This window comes from Streptomyces sp. NBC_00440 (assembly GCF_036014215.1).
In the GTDB taxonomy this organism is placed as follows: Bacteria; Actinomycetota; Actinomycetes; order Streptomycetales; family Streptomycetaceae; genus Streptomyces.
In genome coordinates this window covers 5695715-5720751 of sequence record NZ_CP107921.1, presented here as the reverse complement: position 1 = coordinate 5720751, position 25037 = coordinate 5695715, and the positions used below count along the sequence as shown (strand labels likewise).

24 protein-coding genes and 1 pseudogene are annotated in these 25037 nt (G+C 70.3%); 13 read left to right on the top strand and 12 right to left on the bottom strand.

The genetic code is table 11. From position 1 onward, the window contains the following. Positions 1-29: 29 nt before the first annotated feature. Positions 30-563: a PadR family transcriptional regulator gene (locus OHB13_RS25785; RefSeq protein ID WP_266853099.1), complete on the bottom strand. Its 534-nt coding sequence runs from the start codon at positions 561-563 to the stop codon at positions 30-32. A gap of 101 nt (positions 564-664) precedes the next feature. On the opposite strand from OHB13_RS25785, the gene OHB13_RS25780 reads away from it, so the two are divergent. Both OHB13_RS25780 and OHB13_RS25775 read left to right on the top strand, forming a co-directional pair. Then, positions 665-1465: an alpha/beta fold hydrolase gene (locus OHB13_RS25780; RefSeq protein ID WP_328378653.1), complete on the top strand. Its 801-nt coding sequence runs from the start codon at positions 665-667 to the stop codon at positions 1463-1465. 308 nt (positions 1466-1773) lie between these two features. Beyond that, positions 1774-2334, top strand: coding sequence for a DUF3291 domain-containing protein (locus OHB13_RS25775; protein ID WP_266853103.1), 561 nt, complete (start codon positions 1774-1776; stop codon positions 2332-2334). A 195-nt stretch (positions 2335-2529) separates the two neighbouring features. On the opposite strand, the gene OHB13_RS25770 is transcribed toward OHB13_RS25775, so the two are convergent. After that, positions 2530-3186 (bottom strand): class I SAM-dependent methyltransferase, encoded by a 657-nt coding sequence (locus tag OHB13_RS25770; protein WP_328378652.1) that lies wholly within the window; start codon positions 3184-3186, stop codon positions 2530-2532. Between the two features lie 386 nt (positions 3187-3572). Here OHB13_RS25770 and OHB13_RS25765 point away from each other — a divergent pair, with 386 nt between their 5' ends. From OHB13_RS25765 to OHB13_RS25755, 3 genes are all read left to right on the top strand, one after another. Continuing rightward, entirely contained in the window at positions 3573-4229 is a 657-nt protein-coding gene (locus OHB13_RS25765) for a DinB family protein (RefSeq protein ID WP_328378651.1), read from the top strand. A 124-nt stretch (positions 4230-4353) separates the two neighbouring features. Further along, positions 4354-4848, top strand: coding sequence for a hypothetical protein (locus OHB13_RS25760; RefSeq protein WP_328378650.1), 495 nt, complete (start codon positions 4354-4356; stop codon positions 4846-4848). 754 nt (positions 4849-5602) lie between these two features. Beyond that, the gene (locus OHB13_RS25755) at positions 5603-5980 is read left to right on the top strand and encodes a DUF6193 family natural product biosynthesis protein (protein ID WP_328378649.1); all 378 of its coding nucleotides are present in this window, start codon (positions 5603-5605) and stop codon (positions 5978-5980) included. A 107-nt stretch (positions 5981-6087) separates the two neighbouring features. Here OHB13_RS25755 and OHB13_RS25750 read toward each other — a convergent pair whose 3' ends face one another. Next, positions 6088-6825, bottom strand: a complete 738-nt coding sequence (locus tag OHB13_RS25750; protein ID WP_328378648.1) for a dienelactone hydrolase family protein — start codon at positions 6823-6825, stop codon at positions 6088-6090. Positions 6826-7071: 246 nt separating this feature from the next. On the opposite strand from OHB13_RS25750, the gene OHB13_RS25745 reads away from it, so the two are divergent. Together OHB13_RS25745 and OHB13_RS25740 are read left to right on the top strand one after the other, a co-directional pair. Beyond that, a complete protein-coding gene (locus OHB13_RS25745; protein WP_328378647.1) occupies positions 7072-7818 on the top strand; it encodes a hypothetical protein in 747 nt (248 codons plus the stop codon). Between the two features lie 23 nt (positions 7819-7841). Further along, positions 7842-8201, top strand: a pseudogene (locus OHB13_RS25740) (ATP-binding protein); the annotation flags it as partial. 85 nt (positions 8202-8286) lie between these two features. On the opposite strand, the gene OHB13_RS25735 reads toward OHB13_RS25740, so the two are convergent. After that, the gene (locus tag OHB13_RS25735) at positions 8287-9513 is read right to left on the bottom strand and encodes a 4-hydroxybenzoate 3-monooxygenase (RefSeq protein ID WP_328378646.1); all 1227 of its coding nucleotides are present in this window, start codon (positions 9511-9513) and stop codon (positions 8287-8289) included. 161 nt (positions 9514-9674) lie between these two features. Here OHB13_RS25735 and OHB13_RS25730 point away from each other — a divergent pair, with 161 nt between their 5' ends. The 3 genes from OHB13_RS25730 to OHB13_RS25720 all read left to right on the top strand — a co-directional run bounded on the left by OHB13_RS25730 (position 9675) and on the right by OHB13_RS25720 (position 12418). Beyond that, positions 9675-10406: a TetR/AcrR family transcriptional regulator gene (locus OHB13_RS25730; protein WP_328378645.1), complete on the top strand. Its 732-nt coding sequence runs from the start codon at positions 9675-9677 to the stop codon at positions 10404-10406. 181 nt (positions 10407-10587) lie between these two features. Continuing rightward, positions 10588-10977, top strand: coding sequence for a hypothetical protein (locus OHB13_RS25725; protein ID WP_405753830.1), 390 nt, complete (start codon positions 10588-10590; stop codon positions 10975-10977). Between the two features lie 163 nt (positions 10978-11140). Continuing rightward, positions 11141-12418, top strand: coding sequence for a C40 family peptidase (locus tag OHB13_RS25720; protein ID WP_328378644.1), 1278 nt, complete (start codon positions 11141-11143; stop codon positions 12416-12418). Positions 12419-12549: 131 nt separating this feature from the next. On the opposite strand, the gene OHB13_RS25715 is transcribed toward OHB13_RS25720, so the two are convergent. From OHB13_RS25715 to OHB13_RS25695, 5 genes are read right to left on the bottom strand one after another with little or no spacing between them, the layout of a single operon-like run. Further along, positions 12550-13785 (bottom strand): styrene monooxygenase/indole monooxygenase family protein, encoded by a 1236-nt coding sequence (locus OHB13_RS25715; RefSeq protein WP_328378643.1) that lies wholly within the window; start codon positions 13783-13785, stop codon positions 12550-12552. A gap of 14 nt (positions 13786-13799) precedes the next feature. Further along, positions 13800-14426, bottom strand: coding sequence for a GTP-binding protein (locus OHB13_RS25710; RefSeq protein WP_266853121.1), 627 nt, complete (start codon positions 14424-14426; stop codon positions 13800-13802). Beyond that, a complete protein-coding gene (locus OHB13_RS25705) occupies positions 14407-14796 on the bottom strand; it encodes a DUF742 domain-containing protein (RefSeq protein WP_323183639.1) in 390 nt (129 codons plus the stop codon). Before OHB13_RS25705 ends, OHB13_RS25710 begins: the two co-directional genes overlap by 20 nt. Next, positions 14793-15278 carry a roadblock/LC7 domain-containing protein gene (locus OHB13_RS25700; RefSeq protein ID WP_266853123.1) on the bottom strand — a complete coding sequence of 162 codons (486 nt, stop codon included), beginning with the start codon at positions 15276-15278 and terminating at the stop codon, positions 14793-14795. Before OHB13_RS25700 ends, OHB13_RS25705 begins: the two co-directional genes overlap by 4 nt. Beyond that, positions 15275-17863, bottom strand: coding sequence for a sensor histidine kinase (locus OHB13_RS25695; protein ID WP_443062969.1), 2589 nt, complete (start codon positions 17861-17863; stop codon positions 15275-15277). The genes OHB13_RS25700 and OHB13_RS25695 overlap by 4 nt, the downstream gene beginning before the upstream one ends. 376 nt (positions 17864-18239) lie before the next feature. On the opposite strand from OHB13_RS25695, the gene OHB13_RS25690 reads away from it, so the two are divergent. Continuing rightward, a complete protein-coding gene (locus tag OHB13_RS25690) occupies positions 18240-19022 on the top strand; it encodes a protein phosphatase 2C domain-containing protein (protein WP_266853126.1) in 783 nt (260 codons plus the stop codon). A gap of 30 nt (positions 19023-19052) precedes the next feature. Here the strand turns inward: OHB13_RS25690 and OHB13_RS25685 are convergent, their stop codons facing one another. Further along, positions 19053-19535, bottom strand: a complete 483-nt coding sequence (locus OHB13_RS25685; RefSeq protein WP_328378641.1) for a MarR family winged helix-turn-helix transcriptional regulator — start codon at positions 19533-19535, stop codon at positions 19053-19055. Between the two features lie 247 nt (positions 19536-19782). Here OHB13_RS25685 and OHB13_RS25680 point away from each other — a divergent pair, with 247 nt between their 5' ends. Next, positions 19783-20610: a lysozyme gene (locus tag OHB13_RS25680; protein WP_266853130.1), complete on the top strand. Its 828-nt coding sequence runs from the start codon at positions 19783-19785 to the stop codon at positions 20608-20610. 127 nt (positions 20611-20737) lie between these two features. On the opposite strand, the gene lon is transcribed toward OHB13_RS25680, so the two are convergent. Both lon and OHB13_RS25670 read right to left on the bottom strand, forming a co-directional pair. Next, positions 20738-23140, bottom strand: coding sequence for an endopeptidase La (lon, locus tag OHB13_RS25675; RefSeq protein ID WP_266853132.1), 2403 nt, complete (start codon positions 23138-23140; stop codon positions 20738-20740). Positions 23141-23246: 106 nt separating this feature from the next. Beyond that, positions 23247-23993 carry a rhomboid-like protein gene (locus OHB13_RS25670; protein ID WP_328380389.1) on the bottom strand — a complete coding sequence of 249 codons (747 nt, stop codon included), beginning with the start codon at positions 23991-23993 and terminating at the stop codon, positions 23247-23249. 137 nt (positions 23994-24130) lie between these two features. Here OHB13_RS25670 and OHB13_RS25665 point away from each other — a divergent pair, with 137 nt between their 5' ends. Beyond that, complete coding sequence (locus tag OHB13_RS25665) at positions 24131-24931, top strand: spermidine synthase (protein ID WP_328378640.1); 801 nt, start codon at positions 24131-24133, stop codon at positions 24929-24931. Positions 24932-25037: the final 106 nt, after the last annotated feature.

The following is a 25037-nucleotide window of genomic DNA, read 5'->3' as shown; positions in this document are numbered from 1 at the left end:
AGCAGACGGTGCCGCTGCCTCACGAGGCCCTACCGAGTGGGCTGTGCCAGCTCGGCGATGGTGCGCTCCAGCCAGGCGTGGTCGGCCTTGCTGGTGGCGTGGGCGAGTTGGAGCATCCCGCGGCGGAAGCGGTCGGTCATCTCGCGGGCGCGCAGCGGGCGGCCGTCCTCGTAGAAGTAGCTGCCGGGCTCGTCCATGAAAGCGAGGCGTCGACGTAGTACGTGCACCTGGTCGGCGGGGCTCGGCAACTGGCCGAGGAAGGCGAGCAGGATGAAGAAGGAATTGCGGTCGGTGACTTCGAGTTCGGCGGGCTCGCGCAGACGGCGCATGAGTTCGGCGCGGCCGGATTCGGTGAGGGAGAGGACCTGGCGAGGAGTGGCCCGTTCACCGGGCTCGGTGTGGCGGGTGAGGTGTCCGGCGGCTTCCAGGCGCTTGATCGCGGGGTAGAGGGCGCCGTCGCTCACGGGACGCACGTGGCCGCTGAGCCCGGAGATGCGGGCACGCAGGTCGTACGCGTGAAGGGGCTCCTCGTTGAGGAATCCGAGGATGCAGAGGGTGAGCACCGGGCCTCCGGGGTGCGTACTTCGCGGTCGTCGTGGCTGCCCAGGGTAGCCGCATCGGGAACTTTAACTCGAATAGAGTTACCTCTGTTAGAGTCAAAACCATGACGACGGCAACCACGCGGCACTTCCACACTCCGGACGGCATACGGCTCGCCTATATCGACCTGGGCGGCGCAGGCCGCCCCGTCCTCGCACTGCACGGCGCCTACGGACGCGGCCGTTCCATGCTCGGGCTCGCCACCCACCTCGGACCCGGCTACCGGCTCATCGCACTCGACCAGCGCGGACACGGCCTCTCCGACCACCCCGACGACCACGGTCGCGATGGCTACATCGCCGACGCGGCAGCGCTCGTCGAACACCTCGGACTCGGCCCCGTCGCGGCCGTCGGACACTCGCTGGGCGGCATCACCGCATACCAACTGGCCGCGAGGCGACCGGAACTGGTCTCGGCCGTGGTCGTGCTGGACTTCCCGGCGGAATACCGGGCATCGCTGGGCGACGATCAGCTGCGCGCGCTCCCGACGCACTTCCCGAGCATGTGCGCGATGCTGGACGCGCTCGCGTTCGTGGACGAGCCCCGGCACTTCACCGAGAGCGCGGTGGAGGAACCGGAGGGCTGGCGATTCCTGTGGCGGGCCGACGAGATCCAGGCCGCCAAGGCCGCGGTCCGAGGCGACTGGTGGGACGACTTCACCGGCGCCAAGCAGCCGCTGATGGTCGTACGGGGCAGACACAGCGCGGTCGTCCCGCGCCGGCACGCAGAGGAGATGATCCGTCGCCGGCCCGGCACGGAAGTCGTGACGATCGACGGCCACCACGACTTCTACATCACGCATCAGGCTGAACTGGGCGCGACAGTAAGGACCTTCCTCGACCGCAGGGCCCCACTGGCGGGGTAACGCCTGCACTCGGCCACTTCCGTCTGTACTCGACCACTTCCGTTCCAGCGGCCGTCGCGACACCCACCCCAGTTCCCGTAAGGACGTGTGCACGGAGCCACTTGGACGGGGAAAGCGCAACTTCGACATGGACCGCAGAGGCAGCTACCTTCACCTGGTCTTCAGCGGTCGCCCACGGCCGCACAGGGGTTCCTTCAGGCTGAGCCACCCGTGACGCGACGAGTTGGTCATGCCCCACGATTCCCCGCCCCCATGCGTAAGGCACCGAACCGGGCCCACACCAGGCACCCCCAACCAGGGAGAGACGCATGCCCCATCTTGTTCTGTACACATTCGGCGTCCTGAAGTCACCTCTCGCCGATCCCACCCCCCTCACGCGCGAGTTCTACGACATCGGTGAGGCCGTCTACCGGAAGATCAGTCAGCACCCCGGATACCTCGCGCATGCCGAAGCGGCAAACGGCGACCTGGGCGAGCTCTTCGGGGCGGACTGGGGTATATGGGGAGAGTTCGCTGTACCGACCTGGTACGGCAAGGGCCATACGGTGGAAACCACCGCCCTGGCCGCGACCCTCTCACTCTGGACCGACCTGCACCCCGCCTTCGACGCCATCTATACCGGTCTGCACCGTGAGGCGCTGAACAGGCGTTACGACTGGTTCGAGAGGACAGGACACCCGAGTCACGTGCTCTGGTGGGTCTCCGACGGCGTGACACCCACCTGGCAGGACGGGGTTTCCAGGCTGGAACACCTCCACGACCACGGCTCCGCGCCGCACGCCTTCACCTTCCACCACGCGTACGCCCCGGACGGAACTCCGGCCAGGATCAACGGCATCGGGCCGAAAGGCGACCAGGTTCACCGATAGGGAAGCCAGATCGACCGGGTTCGCTGTCAGACGCCTCGATCGAATGACGGCGAACGGCAGTGACCGAACGGGGTCGGCGAGCGTAGGACGTCCTGTCCTGCGTGGTCGTTCTGCCCGGCGTGGTCGTTGAGCCATATCGCATATCGCCGCGGTCGAGTCGAGGATGCGCTGCATGACGTGGGCGCGGACGCCGGTCTAGTGCCGGTGCCATACCAGCGTGTAACGCCAGAACAGTCGTCGGCGCAGTCGTGAACCGGGTAGCGCCTCGTGGGCGCCGCGAACGATATCCGCAAAGGTCATAGTCGCCGGGCGGGTGGGGGCGGTCATGGAGGCTGGTCGCGGCGCCCTGCGGCCCTTGTTCTTGATCCAGGCCATGGCGACGTTCGCCGGAATGGCCACGGCGTCGATCAGGTAGTCGCTCCGAGGTTGCGGGCGATAGACGCCGACGACGACCAGAGTTCCGCCGGGCGCCAGGTGCTGGCGGAAGCAGGTGAGGGCGTCGCCGAACGGCATGTGGTGGATGGTGGCGACGCATGTGATGACGTCGTAGGGGCCGGGCGGCACCTCCTTCAATGCGTCCCCGACAGCGAAGGTCACCGGGGCGGCGGGGTCTGTGAGCTCCCGCGCGCGATCGACGATCGTGGGGTCGGCGTCGATACCATGCACTGTTCCGGCCTGTGAGGCCAGGAGTCTGGCGAGGTCGCCGCTGCCTGATCCGACATCCAGAGCCCTGTTGATACGTCTGGGGAGCCGGCGCAGGATCCATCGGTGGTAGTGGGCGTTGTGGTCCCAGGGATGGGTGGCATGGAACTGCTCAAGTGCTCGCATGATGCGGGGCAGCAATGTCGTCATGGCATGAGTCCATCAGCCCCTCGGTCGCCCGCGAAACCCCAGCCGAGACACATGCGAGCCGGCCGGGGCGCCCGGCCTGGAACAACCGTCAGCCGCGCGGCTGTCCAGACTGCTCACCGTTCACACAACGGCGATCACGTATTGCGACGATCCTTGGAATCCGCCGCCCAACCGGGATCCATGCACTGAGACCGCCTTTGGGGGATCGGCCCGGGCTCGCGGGGCCGGCACGCGCTCCCTAACGCCTCCTCTACGCGTCCTCTGCGCCTCCTGGAAGAGTTCGGCACCGGGGAATCGCCGGGGCCGAGTTCGCCGGGTTGCGCGGGCCGTGATCAAAGACAGGGCGTGGCTCCCTCGACTCCTTCAAGCCGGGATACGGTCCTGCCATGTCCCGATCAGCCGAGATTGGCCCTTCCCCGTCCCCCGTGACCGCGGACGACCTCGACCTTGCCGTGCAGCTCGCTCTGGCGGTCCTCCGCAAGGCGCCCCCAGCCGTGTGGGACGAGAAGGCGGGTTCGCTGGAATGGAACTGCTGGGAGACCGTCGAGCACCTCAGCGACGACCTCTTCGCATACGCCGCACAACTGGGCCCCAGAACACCGCCCTTGGATGGCGAGGTGCCTTTCGTGTGGGAGAGCCGGCGGCCCGGCGGCCCGGCGAACGCCATTCACGCGGACCGTGAAGCGGGGCCCACGGGACTGTTGCAGGTGCTGGAGGCGAGTGGCGCACTGCTGGTCGCCATGGTCCGCACAACTCCTCCAGAGGTCCGCGCCCACCACGCATTCGGCGTCTCCGACCCCGAGGGCTTCGCCGCGATGGGCATCGTGGAGACCCTGGTGCACACGCATGACCTGACCCAAGGGCTCGGGCTTGCCTGGAACCCACCCGCCGATCTGTGCTCACGGGTACTAGCCCGGCTGTTTCCGAACGCCCTGGAGTCCACGGATCCCTGGCCGACCCTGCTGTGGGCCACCGGACGCGCCGAACTGCACGGACGCCCGCGTCTGACCTCATGGCGCTGGGACGGCACACCCCGGGCGTAGCCCGAGCGACGTGCTCCGGCGCCTACGCGGAGCCGGCAGGTGGCACGGCTGAAGGCGGCCGGTGGAGCAGAGAGAAGTAATCCGAGTGACAAGAGCTGTGTCGGCAAGCAAGCGGGTCATCCGAATGGTTCGCGAGAACGAGGGCGCCACGAACCACGGTGACGGCTGCGACGCGAGGACGCTTGCCACCGCGGAGCGCAAGCCCGGCCCCGTGTTCCCGCCGTCCTACAGCCTCGGCGACGCGCACCTGCGCACCTGGACTCTGCGCTTCACGGCCCTGCTCGCAGCCGACACTCAGGATCAGCTTGCCTGGCTGGGTGAGCGAGAGCTGGAGACGAAGGACGTCGTTGAAGAGGTGGAGTTCCTCTGCCACGTCTCCGAAGGACTTGCGGAGCGCGGAGCGTTCGACCCCACGGATCTACGCGATCTTCGAGCTATCGGCCGTCGCCTCGGCAAGATCGATACCGCCTGCCGCGTCGGTCTCTGGGCCAACGCCCTGGCCACAGATCCGGAATGGGACGACATACGTTCCCTCACCCGCCAGTTCCTTCTGGCGAAGCTGGGCGACTGGCGTCAGCCACTGCCACACCCCGTGCGGGCGCACACGGACGACCGCTGAGTACGTCCAGCCGCCTGTGCGACTCACGGCCCTTCCGCTGACTGCTGGACTGTCCGCCAGCGCGGGGCATCGTCATCAGGGACGTTCGGGGAAGCGAAGGGGAACGGCACACCAAGGTGGCTGGCCAGCGCCTGGCCGGCCTTGGTTGCGGCACCGCCAGGGGGAGCGCCGTCGCGGCCGCGGTATACGGTCGCGAGGTGCCCCTCTCCGTCTGGGGAGTCCAAGACTGCGACCAAGAGCACGAACCAGTCGTGCACGGTATCGCCGTCCCACAGCGCCTCCACTGCCGCCACACGGCCAGGAAGAACCGTGGCACGGGCTACGAGCGATGGGAGATCGAGCGGATCAGGAGGCGTGCGCTGCACCCGGTCACCAGGGACCTCGTATCGCGCATTGACCACCTGCTCGGCCTCGTGCAGACCCACCCCCAACGGAACGCAACGCCTCCCAGACAGACGTGATCGCGGGTAGCCGACGATCCCGCACCACGTCGGCGTCGACCTCCTGGCAGGTCCGTTTCTCCAGATAGGCCCACCAGCCGCTCACTGGGCCACCAGTCGGCACTTCAGGGTGTGCGTCATGGTTCGAACGTACGCCAGGACCTCGGAGTCGGGCCCGGATGTCCCGTTGGTAATGCTGTCGATCTCAGGTTCTGGCTCAACTTCTGTGGAAGTCGGGGTGCTCATGCCTGAGAAGGTCGAAGGACTCGATACCTGCTGTCTCGGCGGGCGAGCCGCTCTGACACCCTGCGCTTATGGACGCACGGGGCGCGGCAGAGGGCATCATCGAGGCGGAGTGGAAAAGGCTGCTCGGCTCGGATCGCGTGGACAGTTGCGTGGTGCGCGCCGCCTATGCCGATCCTCGCCTGCGGCAGCTCTTCCCCTGGGTCGGCATGTGGGAGCTGCACTTCAGCCGGTGTCCCGAATACCCCTGGACGTGGGACGTGCCTTACGTCGCTCCGCGACAGGGCGGGGGATTTGCAGTAGCCGGGCCGTCCAGGGTGGAGTACGTCGGTGAGGCTGGCACGGCTGAGGCAGCCGTGGCGATGGTGGCTGACCGCCTCCCTCCCAGCTGTGGTCGAGCCGCCGTTGGCAACCGACACGACCTCGCCATTCCGGAGCAGGAAGCCTGACCGCAATCGAGCATCTTCCCATTTGCGGTTCTGCTGTGCGGACTTGAGGGGAGGGGACTGTCAGTGCCCGACGCCGACCAGGCCAGGCGCCACCGTGTTCGCCTGGGTCATACCCCCAGGCCCTCCGTCACGGGCAGGCACTCGGCGAGCAGGTCGACGACGTCGCGCCAGGCTCGCTGCGCGTGCTGTGGGTGGTAGCCGACGCCGGGGACCATGGGGTGGTCGACCGGCGGGTGGTGAAAGGCGTGCAAGGCGCCGCCGTAGACCGAGAGGCGCCAGTCGACGCCCGCGGCCTGCATCTCGGCGGTGAACGCGTTCCGTTGCACGGGCGGCATGATCGGGTCTTCCGACCCGACCCCGGCCCACACCGGGCAGCGAATGCGCGCCGCCTCGCCCGGTCGGCCCGTGGTAGTTGCGTTGACTGTCCCGATTGCGCGCAGGTTGACGCCGTCGCGCCCGAGTTCCAGCCCGATGGCGCCCCCGGTGCCGTAGCCGACGGCGGCGATCCGGTCGGGGTCGGTCCGCGGTTCGGTGCGCAACACGTCGAGCGCCGCATGGCCGATGCCCCGCATCCGGTCGGGATCAGCGAGCAGCGGCAGGCAACGGGCCAGCATCTCCTCGGGGTCGCCCAAATAGTGCCCGCCGTGAAGGTCGAAGGCCAGCGCTACATATCCCAGCTCGGCGAGAGCATCGGCCCGGCGGCGCTCGACGTCGCTGAGCCCCATGCCCTCCGGCCCGAGCAGCACCGCGGGCCGACGGTCGACACCGGCCGGGAGCGCGAGGTGCCCGATCATCGTCAAACCGTCGGCCGGATACTCGACCGGACGCGTCGTAATCGTCGTCATGAGACGGGACTGTAGTGATCGTCGAGCCCGGTCCGGCCGGTGTTCTGCCGCTGGCAGAACAGCGCGCGTGTCCGTCTGAAATACGGGGGCCGAGCACTCACGGCTTCAAGATCATCTGGTTGCCCCTCTGGCGCGTACCTCGGTCACACCCCAGTGACGGTCGGGGGTCGACCACGACGCCCTTCTCCACCATCGTGTGGTCGTGGGCGTGGGCGCCAGCGAATACGCGAACGGAGCAAACCCCGTATGACTGCCGAAGAACCGCGTGACCTGCTGGTGCAGGCCCGGGGCGAACCATCTCCCTTGTACGAACCGCAGGCCGGTGGGTTCTACGACGACCTCGGTACGTTCACCCGCAACGTCCCTCTGGACGATCCCCGGCTGGTACTCCCGGCGAATCTGGCGGACGTGCTGCGTTCCTGGTCGCTTTCCCGGCCGCCGGAGGGCTTTACCTCCCGTCCCGAACTGCGCAAGCACGTCAAACAGGGCCTGACAGCAGCCCGGCGCCTGGCCGGACATCTAGGGCCGTCGCGCGCCGTGTGCTACTGGGACGAGCGCCACAAGACCTCGAAGTGGGTGTGCTGGAGCTGCGACCGTCTCCACTGGGAGCGCGACAGCCACGGCAGACCACCGCCACCTCCCGTGCACATCACGGTCGAGGGCGAGTTCAAATTCGGTCCGCTGCGCGCCGAGGGATTCGGTGACTTCGCCCCCGACGATCCCGCCGCCGCGCTGGCCCTGTCCGACGATCTCGTCGCCGGTCTGTACACGTGGGCGAAGAACATCGACACCACGTTGAACCTGGACCTGCGGGACCGGGAGGAAGGCAAGTACGACGACGAGTGGCAGCGGCTGTTCCGCGAGGGACATGACCTGGCACAACAGGTCGCGCACGAGCTCGGCCCCGAACGGACCGTGACCTACAAGGGCCTGGCGAATGGTGGCCCAGCGGCGCTGAGGTCAGTCACCTGGCAAGGAGACCAGGAGCTGTAGACCCGGCTGAAGGCGGCCGGCGGATCGGAGGGAAGCACTCCGGATCTCCGTTCCATCGGCTGACCCGCCTCCCCCCCACCCGCCGGAGCGCGAGGCTCGCCCGGCTGCTCGCCGTCGCTCATCTGCGCGCCTGGGGGCTGCCGTCGGAGTCTGCCGCGCACATTGTTGCCGAGCCGGCCACCAACGCCGTCGTCCACGGCCGGGTACGGGGCAGGGACTTCCGGCTGGGCCTGGCCGTGCACGGCGACACGCTTCTGCGGATCGAGCTGACCGACACCCGGGGTGACCGCCTTCCGCCCGTCGGGCCCGGCAACACCGCCCCGCCAGCCGACGACTCCGAGTCCGGGCGTGGTCTGCTGATCGTCGAAGCGCTCGCCGACCGCTGAGGCGTGGTCCTGGGGCCCGTCCCCCGCAAGGTGGTGTGGGCAGAGACCTACCTCGTACCGTGACTGCGCCGGCCATCCGCGGTCACCGCCCGCCTTCCTCCCCCATGTACTGCCCCGCGAACGCCCTGGCCGCGGTTCCGGATTCCAGGATTCGCCCCAGCCGGGCCCGCGCCGTGCCCGCACGGAAGCGGTCGCCCGACGATGCCCCGTGCAGTACGTCCGAGAGCCACTGCGAGAACTCCTGGTACTGCCAGACGCGCCGCAGAGCCGCCTCCGAGTACCCGGCGAGCCCGGCGCCGTTGTCATCGTCGTCGGAGTCGCCGCCCGGGGTGGCCGCGATCAGCGCGTCCGCGAGCAGCAGCGCGTCGTGGATCGCGAGGTTCATCCCCTTCGCCGCGATCGGTGCGACCAGATGTGCCGCGTCGCCCGCGAGATGGAGACGGCCGTGGGACATCGGCTCCACCACGTAGTTGTGCATGTCCAGGACCACCTTCTCCACGAGCGTTCCCTCCGTGAGCGGACGGGCCCCGTCCGCGGCGAGGCGGGTGTGCAGTTCGTGCCAGACGCGCTCGTGCGGCCAGTCGTCCGGGGTGTCGCCGGGCGGGACCTGGAGGTAGTACCGGGTGACCTCGGGGCCGCGGGCCATATGGGCGCCGAACCCGCGCTCGTGGATGCCGAAGACCACGCCGTCCGCGGACGGCGGTGCCTGGGCGAGCAGCGCCAGCCAGGCGACCCCGTCGTCGCGGCGGCTGACCGTGACCCGGCCCTCGGGTATCGCGGCCCGCGCGACTCCCCGTGCGCCGTCGCAGCCCGCCACGTAGTCGCACACGACGCGGTGCCGCGAGCCGGTCAGCGGGTCGGTGTACGAGACCACGGGCCGGTCGCCGCCGATGCCGTCAAGACGTACGTCCCGGACGCCGAAGCGGGCGTCGCCCGCTCCCTTGTCCGCGTACGAGGCGATCAGATCGGTCACCAGCCGCGGCTGCGGATAGACGAAATGCCGCCGGCCGGACAGCTCGGCCGTCGGCACGGTGTGCCGCTCGCCGCCGAACCGGAACTCGAACTCGCCCTGGGTCTCGGCCTGGACGGCTATCCGCTCCGCGAGGCCGTGCTCGGCGAGCGCCCGTACCGCCCACTCCTCCATGAACCCGGCACGCGGCCGGCGCTCGATGAAATCTCTGCTCTCCGCTTCCAGCAGCACGCAGTCCACGCCGCTGTCGTGCAGCCGGTTCGCCACCACGAGCCCGGCGGGACCGGCCCCGATGATGACGACGGAGGTGTGCGTGAGGACGGGAAGAGCCGAGGACACGTGGGGGTTCCCTTCGGTTCGGGGCGGGGCCGGAGACCGGGCGAACGCCGGCCGGAATCGCGGAACGATCACTCGCAGTATGGCGGTGGCGCCGCGGCGGCCGGATCCGGGGCGCTCCCCGGAACGTGCCCCGCCGTGAACACCGGGATTACGCTGCGGTCATGACCCCCGCAGCGATCCCCGCGTACCGACGCCTCAGCGTCGAGGAGCGCCGTGTCCAGCTCCTCGACGCGGCCCTGTCGCTCTTCGCGCACCGGGCGCCCGACGAGGTCTCGCTCGACGACGTCGCCGAGGCGGCCGGGGTCTCCCGGCCGCTCGTCTACCGCTACTTCCCCGGCGGCAAGCAGCAGTTGTACGAGAAGGCGCTGCGCTCGGCGGCCGACCAGCTCGAACTCTGCTTCGCCGAGCCGCAGACCGGCCCGCTCACCGTACGGCTGGCACGGGTGCTCGACCGCTATCTCGCCTTCGTGGACGAGCACGACGCCGGGTTCTCGGCGCTGCTCCAGGGCGGCAGCGTCGCCGAGACGTCCCGCACCGGGGCGATCGTGGACGAGGTGCGGCGGGCCGCGGCCGAGCAGATCCTCGTCCACCTCGGGGTCGGCGCACCGGGTCCGCGGCTGCGCATGATGGTGCGGACCTGGATCGCCGCCGTCGAGGCCGCCTCGCTGATCTGGCTGGACGAGGAGAAGCAGCCGCCCGTCGGTGAGCTGCGCGACTGGCTGATCGACCATCTCATCGCGCTGCTGGCGGCGACGGCCGGGACGGACCCTCAGGCCGCGGCGGCCGTCAGGACCGCGCTGGCCGACGAGCGGCCCGAAGGCGCGGTCGGAGTCCTGGCCAACCGGCTGCTACCCGTGGTGGACGAGGCCGCGCGGCTGCTGGGCGACGCCTGACGCGGGCACCGCGTCAGCAGGGGGCGCCTCAGCGAAGAGGCGGGCGCCGTCCGTGGCGGCCGGGGCTCTGCTTCAGTGGCGGCCGGGCCGCCGTCCGCGACCGCTGTCCTTCCGCTACGGCTGTCCTTCCGCTACGGCTGTCCGTCGCGGGGCTGCCGGGGTGCTGCGTCAGACTGGCCCGGTGAAGAGCGAAGAGACCCTGTTCGAGGGCGGTCCGCTGGACGGGCGGATCCTGCCCGTCCTGCTCGGCCCGACCGGTCAGCCGCCCAAGGTGTACGAGGTTCCCGTCCCGGACGCCGGGGGCGGGCCGCCGACCGTACTCGTCTATGTCCGCACCCCGGCCGGCCATACCAGGCGTCTCGGGATTCAGCGCGGCTGGAAGTACGCGTACGCACCGGACGGCCGGCCCCGCACGCTGAAGTGGCCCTGGTCGAAACCGGACGTGCAACCGGACGTGAAGCCCGACGTGAAACCGGACAGGACATCGGACAGGACGCCGGACAGGAAGCCGGACGAGGGGCCTGATGCTGATGCCGAGTCAGGCGGTGGGCCGGGCAGCGGTTCCGGGTGAGCCGGCGGCCCGCCGGGTGGTATCGGGCCGGTCCCCGCAACCGGATCCAACCTGTCCGGGTGACCGGATTGGGCCGATTCGCCCACCCGTGAGGTGACACTGCCGGCTTCACCGCAGGCTCGGTCCGGGGTGGACGGTCCACTCCGGAAGCAGAGGTGATGTGGTGTCAGGAAGACTGCTGCGGTTCATCTGTACGACGGCACTGGCCACGGTGGTCGTCGGTGCGACCCCCGCACTCGCCGTTCCGGTCGGCCTCGGCAGCCCCGTCCCGGAACCGGGCCCGGCAGCCTCGCCCGCCCCCACCGGTCCCGCCACTCCAGCCACTCCCGCCGCACCAGCCGCTCCCGGCGCCGCCGACGGCCGGACCGGGGCCACCGGCACCGGTAGCCCGGCCGCCCCGGGTGACGCCGCGGCCGATCCGGGCCTGGGCGAACCAGGCCTGTCCGGCCCCGGAGTGACCGACCCGGCCCCCGGCGCGCCCGGAGTCGCGCCCGCCGCTCCCCGTACCCCGGCCGAGGCCACCCTGACCCGGCTCCGGACCCTCTACCAGCAGTCCGAGCAGGCCGGGCAGACCTACCGCGCCACCACGGAGGCACTCAAGCGCCAGCAGGCCAAGGCGAACAGCGTCGGCGCCGGACTGGTGAAGGCGCGGATGGAGCTCGCCCAGAGCCGGAACGCCGCCGGCCGGCTGGCGCGCGAGCAGTATCAGGAACAGTCCGGGCTGTCCCCCTATATCAGCCTGATGCTGGGCGGCGACCCCCAGCAGGCTCTCGACGCGGGCCACCAGATCCAGCGGGCATCGGCCGATCTGATGGCCAAGGCCCGCCGGCTCCAGAAGGCCGAGGCGCATGCCGGGAAACTCGACACCGCGTCACGTGCCGCACTGCAGAAGAAGCAGGCACTCGTCGCCCGGCAGAAGCAGCAGTACAAGACGGCCCAGGCCCGTCTGCGCGAGGCGGAAGCACTGCTCGCCGGGCTCTCCCCCGGCGAAGCGTCCGACGTACAGGCGCAGGACGACGCCGATACGACCGCCGCCCAGGGCGCGCTGGACGCCTCCGGGGCGCTGAGCGGACCGCAGGCTTCGGCGTCGACGCGCGGCGCCCGGGCCGTGGCGTACGGACTCGCCCAGGTCGGCAAGCCGTACCTCTGGGGCGCCGAGGGTCCCCGCTCCTTCGACTGCTCGGGGCTGACCTGGCGTGCCTGGGCGCACGCCGGGCGCACGATTCCCCGGACCAGCCAGCAGCAGTGGCGCCGGCTGCCCAGGGTCTCGCTGCGATCGCTGCGCCCCGGCGACCTGATCGTCTACTTCCCGGGGGCCACCCATGTCGCGCTGTACATCGGCGGCGGCAAGGTCGTCCAGGCACCCCGCCCCGGCGCCGACGTGAAGGTCTCGCCGATCGCGTCGAACCCGATCCTCGGCGCGGTCCGCCCTGACGCCTGAAACGCCGGACCGCCTGCACGGGAGCGCGCGAGGCCGGGGCGGTGCACCGGGACGGTGCACCGGCGCCGGGCCCAACTGCGGTCAGACGGCCACGCGTTACGGCGTTCCCGGCATTCCCGGCGTTCCGGCTGTCAGGCCCCCGCGACCGAGGCGAGATACGCGTTCGTCTTCTCCGGGTCGAAGAAGAAGTTCTCGAAGTCGGCCGGGTTGTTGAACCCGTTGGCGAAACGGTCCGCCACCGGCTGGAGCTGGCCCGCCGCCCCGATGAGGTTCAGCACGTGCTCCGGGGGGACGCCCAGCATCGCGTTCGTCCACTTGGTGACGTGCTGCGCCGTCTCCCAGTAACGGTCGAACGTCTGCTGCATCCACGCCTCGTCGAACGGCTGGTCGCCCCGCTCGACGATGGAGGAGAGGTAGGCGGCCGCGCACTTCGACGCCGAGTTGGAACCCTGGCCGGTGATCGGGTCGTTGGCCACGACCACGTCGGCGACGCCGAGGACCAGGCCGCCGCCGGGCAGCCGCCCGATGGGATTGCGGACCGTGGGGGCGTACCGGCCGGAGAGGGTGCCGCCCGCGTCGGTCAGTTCGACCTTGGTGGCCCGCGCGTACTCCCAGGGCGTGAACTTCTCCATGAGTTCGAGCGTGAGGGCCAGGTGCTCGGAGGGGTCCTTGATGCCCTGGAAGGCGTCCAGCGGGCCGCCGGGCACGCCCTCCCAGAAGAGGATGTCCGCGCGGCCGCTGTTGGTGAGGGTGGGCATCACGAAGAGCTCGCCGACGCCCGGGACCAAGTTGCAGCGCACCGCGTCGAATTCGGGGTGCTCGGGGCGTACGCCCATGCCGTGCACATACGACACCGCAAGCGCCCGCTGCGGCACGCTGAACGGCGAGCGCGCCGCGTCCCGGCCGAACATCGAGACCAGCTCGCCCTTACCCGCCGAGACCATCACCAGGTCGTACGTCCGGGCGAAGAAGTCCAGGTCGGAGACTGCCGCACCGTGGATGACCAGCCGGCCGCCGCGCTGTGCGAAGGACTCCATCCAGCCGGCCATCTTCACGCGCTGGTCGACGGACTGGGCGTAGCCGTCGAGCTTGCCGACCCAGTCGATCGCGCGGGAGGAGTCCGGGGCGGCCACCGAGACGCCGAGGCCCTCGATCTTCGGCGCCTGGGACTCCCAGAAGTTGAGCTGGAGGTCGCGCTCGTGCTGGAGCGCCGTGTGGAACATGCACTGCGTGGACATGACCCTGCCGGAGCGGATCTCATCGGACGTGCGGTTGGACATGAGCGTGACTTCGTAGCCCTGGGTCTGGAGGCCAAGAGCCAGCTGGAGCCCGGACTGGCCGGCTCCGACGATGAGTATCTTCCGCATGGCGGGTTGTTCTCCTATTCGGGGGTGGTGTCGAGTGCGTGCCCCACCAGGGCAAGCAGTGACTCGACCACCGTCATTCTGTTACGCGCGTCCATGATCAGTACAGGCACGTGCGGGGGAATCGTCAGAGCCTCCCGCACGTCCTGCGCCTCGAAGCCGGGTGTGCCTTCGAAGTGGTTGACCGAGACGATGTAGGGGAGCCCGCAGCTCTCGAAGTAGTCGAGCGCGGGGAAGCAGTCGGCGAGCCTGCGGGTGTCCGCGAGCACTATCGCGCCGATCGCCCCGCGCACCAGGTCGTCCCACATGAACCAGAAGCGCTGCTGCCCCGGTGTGCCGAACACGTACAGCACCAGGTCGTCGTCGAGCGTCAGCCGCCCGAAGTCCATCGCGACCGTGGTGGTCAGCTTGTCCGGCGTGGCGCTGAGGTCGTCGGTCTCCTCGCTCGCCTGGGTCATCAGGGCCTCGGTCTGGAGCGGGGTGATCTCCGAGACAGAGGTGACGAAGGTCGTCTTTCCCACGCCGAAGCCGCCCGCCACCACGATCTTGGTGGATATGGGGGCCCGGGTGCGGTCGTTCTGCCAGGCCTGGACGGACTCATTGGCCTCGGCGGGGATCAGCGTCTCAGAGACGGCGGAGTCCACTCAGCACCCTTTCCAGCAAGGCGCGGTCGGGCTGGCCTTCGCCGTGCCCGGTACCGTACACACGGATCTTTCCCTGGTCTGCGAGGTCGCTGAGCAGGACGCGGACGACGCCCAGCGGCATCTTGAGCAGCGCCGAGATCTCCGCGACGGTGCGCATCCGGCGGCAGATCTCGACGATGGCGCGCATCTCCGGCATGAGGCGCGCGGGGCCGTTGGCCAGCTCCGGGCGCTCCGGGGACGCTTCGATCGCGGCCACGAAGGTCTCCACGAAGAGGATGTGGCCGAATTTGGTGCGGCCGCCGGTGAGCGAGTACGGGCGCACTCGCGCGGGGCGGCGGTCCGGGTTACGGACCGGGAGGGCCGGGGTCACTGGGCGCTCTCCATCGATTTGCGCAGCTCGCTGCGGAGTTCGGGGGTGAGGACATGACCGGCACGGCCGACGAAGAGCGCCATGTGGTACGCGACGACGCTCATGTCGCAGTCCGGTGTGGCGTGGACGCCCAGCAGCGATCCGTCGCTGATGGACATCACGAAGACGCTGCCCTCCTCCATCGCGACCATCGTCTGCTTGACGCCTCCGCCGTCCATCAGCTTGGCGGCGCCGATGGTGAGGCTGCCGATGCCGGAGACGATCGTGGCCAGGTCGGCGGACGACCCCTTGGGGCCGCTCTGCCGGACGGGCCGGGCCTGACCGGCTGCCGAGACCTCGGGGTCCGACGAGAGCAGCATCAGCCCGTCGGACGAGACGACGGCGATGGAACGGAGCCCCGGGACCTCCTCCACGAGATTCTTCAACAGCCAGTGCAGGTTCCGGGCTTCACTGCTGAGTCCGAATGTGCTGGGCGCAGTCAACTGCGTGCCTCCTCGACACTGTCCCCCGCGTCATCGGTAGGTACAACATCCGATCTCTGCTCCGAGATCTCCGTTTCGACGTCCTTGCGGCCGTCCTTCGCTCCTTGGTGGAAGCCGCCGAGCCTACTGCGCAGGGCAGCGGCGTCCACACTGCCGGTGCGCTGCTTCGGGGCCGTGCCGGCGGGCTTGGTGACCTTGGGAACGCGCTTGGGCAGGCCCTTGTCGGTGATGCGCCCGGCCCCCTGCTCCGGGATACCGCCGGCGGCGGGCTCCGGGTCGGGTTCCGCGGCCGCCGGGCCGGGCCGGTACGCGGGCTCGGCCACGGGCTCCGGTCCGGGTACGGGCTCCGGCTCCGGTACGGGGCGCCGCATCGTGAAGGTCGGCTCGTCCACCTCGTCGGGGGTCCGCTCGTGGGCTTCGGGCTCTATCTCGTAACGCGACCTGGTCGGGATCGTGTTGGAGTTGGCCTCGGCCATCGAGCCCGGCAGGCTGATGACGGGTGCCGCGCCGGGGTCGGGGACGAAGTGCGACGGTGCGACCGGCGGTCCGTCCGGCAGCAGCGCGCCGGGCAGCACGACGACGGCGGCCACTCCGCCCTGCTTCTGCTCGCGCAGCTCGACCCGTACGCCGTGCCGCTTGGCCAGCAGCGAGGCCACGTGGAGTCCGAGTCCGGACTGCTCGTCGCCGGGTGCGCCCGGACGGGACGCGTCGGGGTCGGCGAGCAGCGCGTTGAGTTCGGTGCGCCGGCCGGGCGACATGCCGATGCCCTCGTCCTGCACGGAGAGCATCACCTCGCCGCTCTCCAGGAGCCAGCCGGAGAGCTGGACATGGGCTTCCGGCGGCGAGAACGCGGTGGCGTTCTCCAGCAGCTCGGCCACGAGGTGGCTGATGTCGTCGGCGGCGAAGCCCGCGATCTGGGCGTGCGGCGGCAGGGACTGGATGGCGACGCGTTCGTACCGCTCGATCTCACTGACCGAGGCACGCAGCACGTCCACCAGGGGTACCGGCCCCGAGCCCTGTCCGTGGCCGTGCTCGGTGCCCGCGAGAACCAGCAGGTTCTCGCTGTGGCGGCGCAGCACGGTCGCCATGTGGTCGAGCTTGAAGAGGGTGGCGAGCGCCTCGGGGTCCTGTTCGCGCTCCTCCAGGCCCTCGATGACGGTGAGCTGACGCTCGACCAGGCCGAGGGAGCGGAGCGAGAGGTTGACGAAGGTCGCGCGGACGGTGTGGTGCAGCCGGTCGAGGCGGGCGGTGACCTCGGCGGTGTCCGCCTCCAGCATGGCGCGCTCGGCGTCGAACCGGTCCCGGCCGCCGCGCAGATCGCGCTGGTCGCGTGCGAGGGCTTCGGCGCGGGCGTCCGCGGTCAGCACCCTGGTGTGCAGGGCGTTGATGGACCGTACGACCTGGGCGAACTCGTCGTTGCGGCCGGTGAAGACGATCGGCTCCTCCGACTCGGGGGCGCCGGCCAGGCGCGCGGCGCCGATCCGGAGCACCGCGAGCGGGCGGGTGAGCGTACGGGCGACGGCGGCGCCGACCCCGATGGTGAGGAGCAGCAGGAATCCGGCGAGGGCGATCCGCAGTTCGAGGGCGGTCACGGCGTCGTCGCGGAGCGCGGCGATCCGTTTGGCCTGCCGGGTGGCGAGCGAGGCCTCGACGCCGCGCATCTGGTCGGTGCGCGCCGCGAGCGCGGCGCCCGCCTTGGCCGGGTTGGTCTTGAGGTCGGCCGCGGAGAGCGTGGGCTGGTCGGCCAGGCGTGAGAGATAGCCCTCGGCGGTGCTGACCTCCGGGCCGGAGACCGTGGAGGCGAGCGACTCCTGGTCGGCGGGGTCCGCGGCCTGGTCGAAGTCGGCGAGGGCGGCGAGTTCGCGGACCCTGGCCTGCTGGGCCGCCGCGCTCAGCGCGTCCCGGGTGCGGCCGTCCGCGCCGCCGGTGTCAGCCGACTTCTGCACGTAGGTGCCGGTCACCGGGTCGTACACGGAGGTCGTGACGGGGCGCGGGACGGCCAGCGCGCCGAGCAGCAGCCCGCGGGTCTGCGAGGCCTCCCCGACCGCGTGGCCGAGGTCGGCCGCTGCGCGGGTGGCGGCCGCGTCCTCGGGCGGTGTGCGGTCGGCGAGTTGGCCCGAGGTCTCCTGGACCTTCTCGATCAGGTCGGAGTACGCCTTGTTGGCTTCGAGCGCGCTGCTCTTGTCGGTCAGGGCCGTCCTGCGGACGGAGGGCAGGGTGGCGAGGTCATGCCGGAGATCGGCCGGTGCGGAGGCGCCGATCTCCTCGATGTCGCTGTCGACACGGGTGGCCCGGTCGGCTGCCAGTTTGTCCTTCTTGGCGCGTCCGCCCGCGATGTAGACCGTGACGTCGTCCCGCTCGTCCGCGAGGTCGTGCGCCAGCGAGACGGTCTGCTGGTCCAGGTCGGAGAGGGTGACCAGCCGCTGGGCGTCGGTCAGTTCGGCCGACGCGCTGTAGACCGAAGGGGCACTGGCCGCGAGCACGGCGAGGCCGACGACGGCCACACCGGCGACCAGGCGCCTGCGTACCCGGGTGGTGCGCTCGGGTGGCACGCCTCTGTTGCCCCGAAGCCGCTTGTTCTGCACCGGTGCTCACAATCTTGACTCGTCCACGCATGACGCCGAGATGATGACTGATCACGAGGATGCACTCCCACCTCTGGTACGGCTTCTGACCATTCCAGTGGTTTTGGGAGGGGAGTGTGCATCACCAGGTCAGCCACCTGAACGAGTGAACATCAACAGCAAGTTGGCGAACAACTCTGCGACCCGCGCACGCGGGGCGCGCACGGGGCGCCGGTTGGAACTTCCGGACCGGCTTTGGCAGGATGCGCGCCCGCAGCGGGCCGACAGAGTTACGGAGTCGTACATTCCGTGCCAAGTTCCCCGGCCCGCACGGCGGTCCGTACCTTTCGCCCGTGCCTGTGCGCCCCCCGTGAAGGCATCGGGCAGACTGACCGGTATGCGGATCGAACTCGCCTCCACCCCCGGCACCCCCGAACGCCCCAACGAGGACTGGACCGGTGCCGTCCTGCCTGCCTCGGGAGGGGGTGGACTGCTCGTACTGCTCGACGGCGTGACTCCGCCCGCGGGGAACGACGGATGTGTGCACGGCGTGCCGTGGTTCACCACGCGACTCGGCGGCTCTCTGGTCGAACTGTCCGGTTCGCGCCGGGATATGAGCCTGCGTGAGGTGCTCGCGGAGGCGATTCGCCTTACCGCTGAAGCGCACGGCTCAATCTGTGACCTTTCTCACGTGCGTACCCCGCAGGCAACCGTTGTCATGGCGCGCTGGTCCGCCGAGACCGTCGAACACCTGGTGCTTTCCGACTCGGCCCTGCTGGTCGAGGACGCCTCGGGGGCGGTACGGGCGGTACTGGACGACCGCCTGGACCGGCTGCCGCGCGAGGTGCTGGCGACCGAGGCGACGGCCGACGCGGCACGGAACCAGGAGGGCGGGTTCTTCACCGCGGCCGCCGATCCGGCGGTGGCGGCGCGCGCGGTGACCGGGCGCACGCCCCTGGCGGAGGTACGGGCGCTGGCCGCGCTCAGCGACGGCGCGAGCCGCTGGGTGGAGGTCTTCCGCGAGGGCGACTGGGCGGAGTGCCTGGCGGTGCTGCGCAAGGAGGGTCCGCAGGCGCTGATCGGGCGGGTCCGGGCGCTGGAGGACGCGGACACCGACCGTGCGTTCCTGCGGAACAGTAAGACGCACGACGATGCGTCGGCCGTGCTGGTGGAGCTGTAGGGGGCCGGCGCCGGCCCCCTGTTCCTCGGCTCAGTCCTCCGACCGGGCGTTCAAGTGGTGCAGCAGACGGGCCAGTTCCGCGACCTCGGCCCGGTCCCAGCCGTCCAGCCTGCGTACGTACTCGGCCCGGCGCGCGTCCCGCACCCGGCGCATCCGTTCGCGCCCCTCGACGGTGAGCTGCACCAGGAAGGCGCGCCCGTCGCCGGGGTCCTGCTCACGGGTGACCAGTCCGAGGACTTCGAGGGAGCGCAGTTGACGGCTTATGGTCGCCCGGCCGACTCCGATGTAGGCGGCCAGGTCGGTGGCCCGCTGCCCGCCCCACTCGTCGAGACAGACCAGCAGCCCGTAGGCGGCGGCCTCCAGATCGGGGTGGACGGCGCGCGACATCTCGCCGGACGAGGCCCGCGCGCGGCGCAGGAAGACGGCCAACTCACGTTCCAGCGCGAGGAATTCATGGTCCACACCACTTTCGGGCGGGACGGGGAGTTCACTTCCAGTACCGCTGTCGTGCACGTCAGCACCCCTTACGAGCTTTCCCGATCCTGAAAGTTTCTTTCAGCGTCTGCCATCGCCGCAGCTGGGCCAGTATTTCGCAGGAGTAGACCAACGGCAGCACCCAGGCCCCCTTCCGCCGTACGGGTCTACGTGCGTAGCGTCGTCATTGCTGACATGTCCACACCACACCATGTCGGTGATGACGGCGTACTCCGACGACGGAGTACGCCCAGCTCCCCCCACCGAGCCTTTCGGAGGCACGCACATGCCCGTGCTCAGATCCGGAACGGCCCGACGCGGACGCACCGCCGCAGTCGGGATCCTTCTCGCCTTTCTCACCTCCCTGCTGGCCCTGCCCGGCGCGGCCTCCGCGGCCGACACCCCCGCGCGCGGCACGGCCACCATGGGGATGGGTGTCATCGCGCACGACGGCCAGGGCGGCAGCCCTCGCAACACCCCCTCGGCGGTCCAGACCGAAGGCGTCGACGTCTCCGGCTACCAGGGCAACGTCAACTGGGCGACGCTGTGGGGCAGCGGCGTGCGGTGGGCCTACACCAAGGCCACCGAGGGCAACTACTACACGAACCCCTCCTTCACCCAGCAGTACAACGGCTCGTACAACGTCGGGATGATCCGCGGCGCGTACCACTTCGCGACCCCGAACGACTCCAGCGGTGCGAACCAGGCGAACTACTTCGTCAGCCACGGCGGCGGCTGGTCCCGCGACGGCAAGACCCTGCCCGGTGTGCTGGACATCGAGTGGAATCCGTACGGTGACGCCTGCTACGGCCTGAGCGCGGCATCGATGGTCGCCTGGATCCACGACTTCGCCAACACCTACAAGTCGCTCACCGGGCGTGACGCGGTCATCTACACCGCGACCAGCTGGTGGACGCAGTGCACGGGGAACAACAGCAGCTTCGGGGCCACCAACCCGCTCTGGATCGCCCGCTACGACTCGGCGCCGGGCGCGCTGCCCGCCGGGTGGGGCTTCCAGACGATGTGGCAGTACACCTCGACCGGACCGACGGTCGGCGACCACGACAAGTTCAACGGCGCACTGGACCGGGTGCAGGCACTCGCCAACGGCTGACGCCGCGAACTGCACCGCGTACCGCACGGAGAACTTCACCGCGGACTGCACCGCGGACTGCGCAGGGCCCCCGGCGTGCCGTCGGGGGCCCTGCGTGTGCCTGTAGGTCCTGTACGGCACCGGGCGGTCAGGCGGCCGCCGGAACCCGTACCTCCGCCGGGGACAGCGCGATCTCCAGGACCTGGCGTACGTCCGTCACCGGGTGCACCTCAAGCGTGTCGAGCACCTCGGCGGGCACATCGTCCAGATCGGCCTCGTTCCGCTTGGGGATCACCACGGTCGTGATGCCCGCCCGGTGCGCGGCCAGCAGCTTCTGCTTCAGACCGCCGATCGGCAGCACCCGTCCGGTCAGCGACACCTCGCCGGTCATGGCCACGTCCGTTCGGACCTGCCGGCCGGAGAGCAGCGACGCCAGCGCCGTCGTCATCGTGATGCCCGCGCTCGGGCCGTCCTTGGGCACCGAGCCCGCCGGGAAGTGGATGTGCACCCCGCGCTCCTTCAGGTCCGCGACGGGCAGCTCCAGTTCGGCACCGCGCGAGCGCAGGAAGGAGAGCGCGATCTGTGCCGACTCCTTCATGACGTCGCCGAGCTGGCCGGTCAGGGTCAGCCCCGCCGCGCCGGTCTCGGGGTCGGCCAGCGACGCCTCGACGAAGAGGACGTCGCCGCCCGCGCCGGTCACCGCGAGGCCGGTGGCCACACCGGGCACCGCCGTACGGCGCTCCGCCGGGTCCTGGGCGGACTCCGGCACATGGTGGGGCCGCCCGATCAGCGGCCGCAGCTCGGCGTCGGTGACGGTGAGCGGCAGCTCCTGCTCGCCCAGCTCGTGCTGGGCGGCGACCTTCCGCAGCAGTCTGGCGACGGCCCGCTCCAGATTCCGGACGCCCGCCTCGCGGGTGTACTCCCCCGCCAGCTTGCGCAGCGCGGAGTCGTCGAGCGTCACCTCGCCGGGCTCAAGACCCGCGCGCTCCAGCTGCCTGGGCAGCAGGTGGTCGCGGGCGATGACGACCTTCTCGTCCTCGGTGTAGCCGTCGAGCCTGACCAGCTCCATCCGGTCGAGCAGCGCCTCCGGGATGGCTTCGAGCACGTTCGCGGTGGCCAGGAACACCACATCGGACAGGTCGAGCTCGACCTCCAGGTAGTGGTCCCGGAAGGTGTGGTTCTGGGCCGGGTCGAGCACTTCGAGCAGGGCGGCCGCCGGGTCTCCCCGGAAGTCCGAGCCGACCTTGTCGATCTCGTCGAGCAGGACGACCGGGTTCATCGAGCCGGCCTCCTTGATCGCCCGCACGATCCGTCCGGGCAGCGCGCCGACGTATGTACGCCGGTGTCCGCGGATCTCGGCCTCGTCCCGTACGCCGCCGAGCGCGACGCGGACGAACTTGCGGCCCATCGCGTGCGCCACTCCCTCGCCGAGCGAGGTCTTTCCGACCCCGGGCGGCCCGACGAGCGCCAGCACGGCGCCGCCGCGGCGGCCGCCGACGATGCCCATGCCGCGGTCGGCACGGCGCTTGCGCACGGCCAGGTACTCGGTGATGCGCTCCTTCACGTCCTCCAGGCCCGAGTGCTCCGCGTCCAGGACTGCCTTGGCGCCCCTGATGTCGTACTCGTCCTCGGTGCGTTCGTTCCACGGCAGTTCGAGGACGGTGTCCAGCCAGGTCCGGATCCAGGAGCCCTCGGGGCTCTGGTCGGACGAGCGCTCCAGCTTCTCGACCTCCTTGAGCGCGGCCTCCCTGACGTACCCGGGGAGGGCGGCGGCCTCGACGCGGGACCGGTAGTCGTCGGACTCGTCGTCCGCCTCGCCGTTGAGCTCGGAGAGCTCCTTGCGGACGGCCTCCAGCTGGCGGCGGAGCAGGAACTCGCGCTGCTGCTTGTCGACGCCCTCCTGGACGTCCTTGGCGATGGACTCGGCGACGTCCTGCTCGGCGAGGTGCTCGCCCAGCCACTGGACGGCGAGCTTCAGCCGGGCCACCGGGTCGGCGGTCTCCAGCAGCTCGGTCTTCTGGGCGAGGGTGAGGAACGGTGAGTAGCCGGAGTTGTCCGCGAGGGCCGACACGCCCTCGATCTGCTGGACGCGGTCGACGACCTGCCAGGCCCCGCGCTTCTTCAGCCAGTCGGTGGCGAGCGCCTTGTACTCCTTGACCAGCGCGGTGACCGCGCCGGGCAGCGGCTCGGGGTCGGTCTCGTCGACATGGATGCCCTCGACCCAGAGCGCGGTGCCCGGGCCGGTGGTGCCGGCCCCGATACGGACCCGGCCGCGGCCGCGGACCAGGGCTCCTGGGTCTCCGTCGGAGAGTCTGCCGACCTGTTCGACGGTGCCGAGGACACCGGTGCTCGCGTAGCTGCCGTCGAGCCGGGGAACGAGCAGGACCAGCGGCTTGTTGCCGCTGGAGCGGGCGGGGGACGCCTGGGCGGCCTCCACGGCGGCGCTTACGTCCGCGTCGGAAAGGTCCAGCGGCACCACCATTCCGGGCAGCACGACCTCGTCGTCGAGCGGCAGCACGGGCAGGGTGAGCGGTGTGGACGTGTCAGCCATGATCTCCCCTTAGGCAGTGAAGTTGAGCTATGCACACTCAATGCCAGGAGAGGTGCTGGTGTTCCCGGGCGGCCGTTCGCTCTCAGCGATCGGACCCGCCACCAGGTCAGAAGGCCGTCGTGGAGGCGTCGGCGGAGCTGTCGGGAGAGGTCGCGGACGCGCTCGCCGAGGGGGTCGCGGTGGCTGAGTTCGCCGGTACGGGCGATAGGGGCGGCCCGGGTGCCTGAGGGGCACGGCCGGTCCTGGCGGCTTCCCAGCGGCGCACCAGCGGCCAGCAGGCCACCCCGATGGCGAGCGAGATCGGATGACCCCAGTCGGTGAGGGGGTCGTCGAGGGTCAGCAGCGCCTGTACGAGCGCCGTGGCGACGGCCGCCAGGAGGGGCCAGCGCAGCAGCGGCGGGAGCAGTCCGGCCAGGGCCCCGACACCGGCCATCAGTCCGAAGCTGATGCCGTAGTCCAAACGGTGGAGCGAGGAGTCGGGGAGATGGCCCGTGGCGACCGCGACACCGACCGGGATCTCGGTGGCCAGCGTCGCCAGGACGTGCCCCGCCAGGAACACCGCGCCGGTGCGCAGCGCGCCTATTCGGCGCTCCAGGGCGGTGAGGACGAGCAGGAAGCCGGCCGAGGACACCGAGAGCAGGCCGCCGGCTATCCACAGGGCGCTGCCCACCAGGACGAGCAGCGGGGTACGGGCCAGATGCGCCATGTCGGTACTGGAGCCGCGCAGTACGGCGGTGACGGTGTGCGGGTCGGCGTGCTCGGCGAAGAGCGAGGTGGCGACCAGCACCAGGACGTAGGCGAACGTGAAGGGCGTTCCGGTGGGGGTGGGCAGCAGGCGCAGCAGGGGCAGCAAGGTACGGCCGGTGCCACCGGCCGGGCGTCGTGTCCGCTGCGTGTGGTGCACTCTGTCTGTCCCGTCGGCCGTCGGTCTTCCCGTTCGACTCCACTTCCCCCAACGTTCACTCTCCGGGATAGCCTCCGACCGCGCCTATGACATCCACCACACGAAGCAACCCCCGCACCCCCCGCGGCGTCCGGGGGCGACCCGGGAGGAGAACCCCCATCGACACCGAGCACACCGGCGACACCGAGACCGTCCCCGTCCCCGTCCCCGGTACCGGCACCGGGGACGTACGCACGCTCGACAGGCGCGAGGGGCCGTACGGCGAGGTCGTACTGCGCGAGCGCGGGGAGCACTTCGAGATCATCGCCAACGGCTGCTTCCTGATGGACACGTCGGACGGCCGCTCGGAGCGGCTGCTGATCGACGCGGCCCTGGCTGCGCTGCCGCCCGGCCGCGACCGTCCCTCCGTACTCATCGGCGGACTCGGCGTCGGATTCTCACTCGCACACGCCGCGACGGACCCCCGCTGGGGCCGGATCACGGTCGTCGAGCGCGAGCAGGCCGTCATCGACTGGCACCTGGAGGGCCCGCTCGCCCGGATCTCCGGCGCAGCGCTCGCCGATCCCCGGACTGTGATCCTGCCCACCGATCTGGTCGCACACATGCACGGATCCTCATCGGCATATGACGCTTTGTGCCTGGACATCGACAACGGACCGGGGTGGACGGTCACCGACGACAACGGCGGGCTCTACACCGCCGACGGGCTCGCAGCCTGTATGGAACGGCTCAAACCGGGAGGAATCCTGGCCGTCTGGTCGGCTCAGCCATCGGCGACTTTTGAGGAAGCCTTGCGGAATGCCGGATTCATCGGGGTAAGGACCGAAGAGATCCCAGTTGCCCGGGGCGTTCCCGACGTGGTCCATCTCGGTGTTCGCCCTGCGTAGCCGGGACGGCGTCCGGGCATCTAGTCTGCTGACCGGCAGACGAGATCTGGACGCCTTGTCCAAGAGCGCAGCTGGGACACAGCCGCGTACGCAGCAGAACGCAGAT

Bases quoted from the DNA above. Each gene is read 5' to 3' on its own strand.
- OHB13_RS25765 (WP_328378651.1), top strand. From the start codon at position 3,573: ATGTCCCGATCAGCCGAGATTGGCCCTTCCCCGTCCCCCGTGACCGCG.
- OHB13_RS25665 (WP_328378640.1), top strand. From the start codon at position 24,131: ATGACATCCACCACACGAAGCAACCCCCGCACCCCCCGCGGCGTCCGG.
- OHB13_RS25780 (WP_328378653.1), top strand. From the start codon at position 665: ATGACGACGGCAACCACGCGGCACTTCCACACTCCGGACGGCATACGG.
- OHB13_RS25730 (WP_328378645.1), top strand. From the start codon at position 9,675: ATGACCCCCGCAGCGATCCCCGCGTACCGACGCCTCAGCGTCGAGGAG.
- OHB13_RS25745 (WP_328378647.1), top strand. From the start codon at position 7,072: ATGACTGCCGAAGAACCGCGTGACCTGCTGGTGCAGGCCCGGGGCGAA.
- OHB13_RS25750 (WP_328378648.1), bottom strand. From the start codon at position 6,825: ATGACGACGATTACGACGCGTCCGGTCGAGTATCCGGCCGACGGTTTG.
- OHB13_RS25760 (WP_328378650.1), top strand. From the start codon at position 4,354: ATGGTTCGCGAGAACGAGGGCGCCACGAACCACGGTGACGGCTGCGAC.
- OHB13_RS25755 (WP_328378649.1), top strand. From the start codon at position 5,603: ATGGACGCACGGGGCGCGGCAGAGGGCATCATCGAGGCGGAGTGGAAA.
- OHB13_RS25690 (WP_266853126.1), top strand. From the start codon at position 18,240: ATGCGGATCGAACTCGCCTCCACCCCCGGCACCCCCGAACGCCCCAAC.
- OHB13_RS25715 (WP_328378643.1), bottom strand. From the start codon at position 13,785: ATGCGGAAGATACTCATCGTCGGAGCCGGCCAGTCCGGGCTCCAGCTG.
- OHB13_RS25680 (WP_266853130.1), top strand. From the start codon at position 19,783: ATGCCCGTGCTCAGATCCGGAACGGCCCGACGCGGACGCACCGCCGCA.
- lon (WP_266853132.1), bottom strand. From the start codon at position 23,140: ATGGCTGACACGTCCACACCGCTCACCCTGCCCGTGCTGCCGCTCGAC.
- OHB13_RS25770 (WP_328378652.1), bottom strand. From the start codon at position 3,186: ATGACGACATTGCTGCCCCGCATCATGCGAGCACTTGAGCAGTTCCAT.
- OHB13_RS25775 (WP_266853103.1), top strand. From the start codon at position 1,774: ATGCCCCATCTTGTTCTGTACACATTCGGCGTCCTGAAGTCACCTCTC.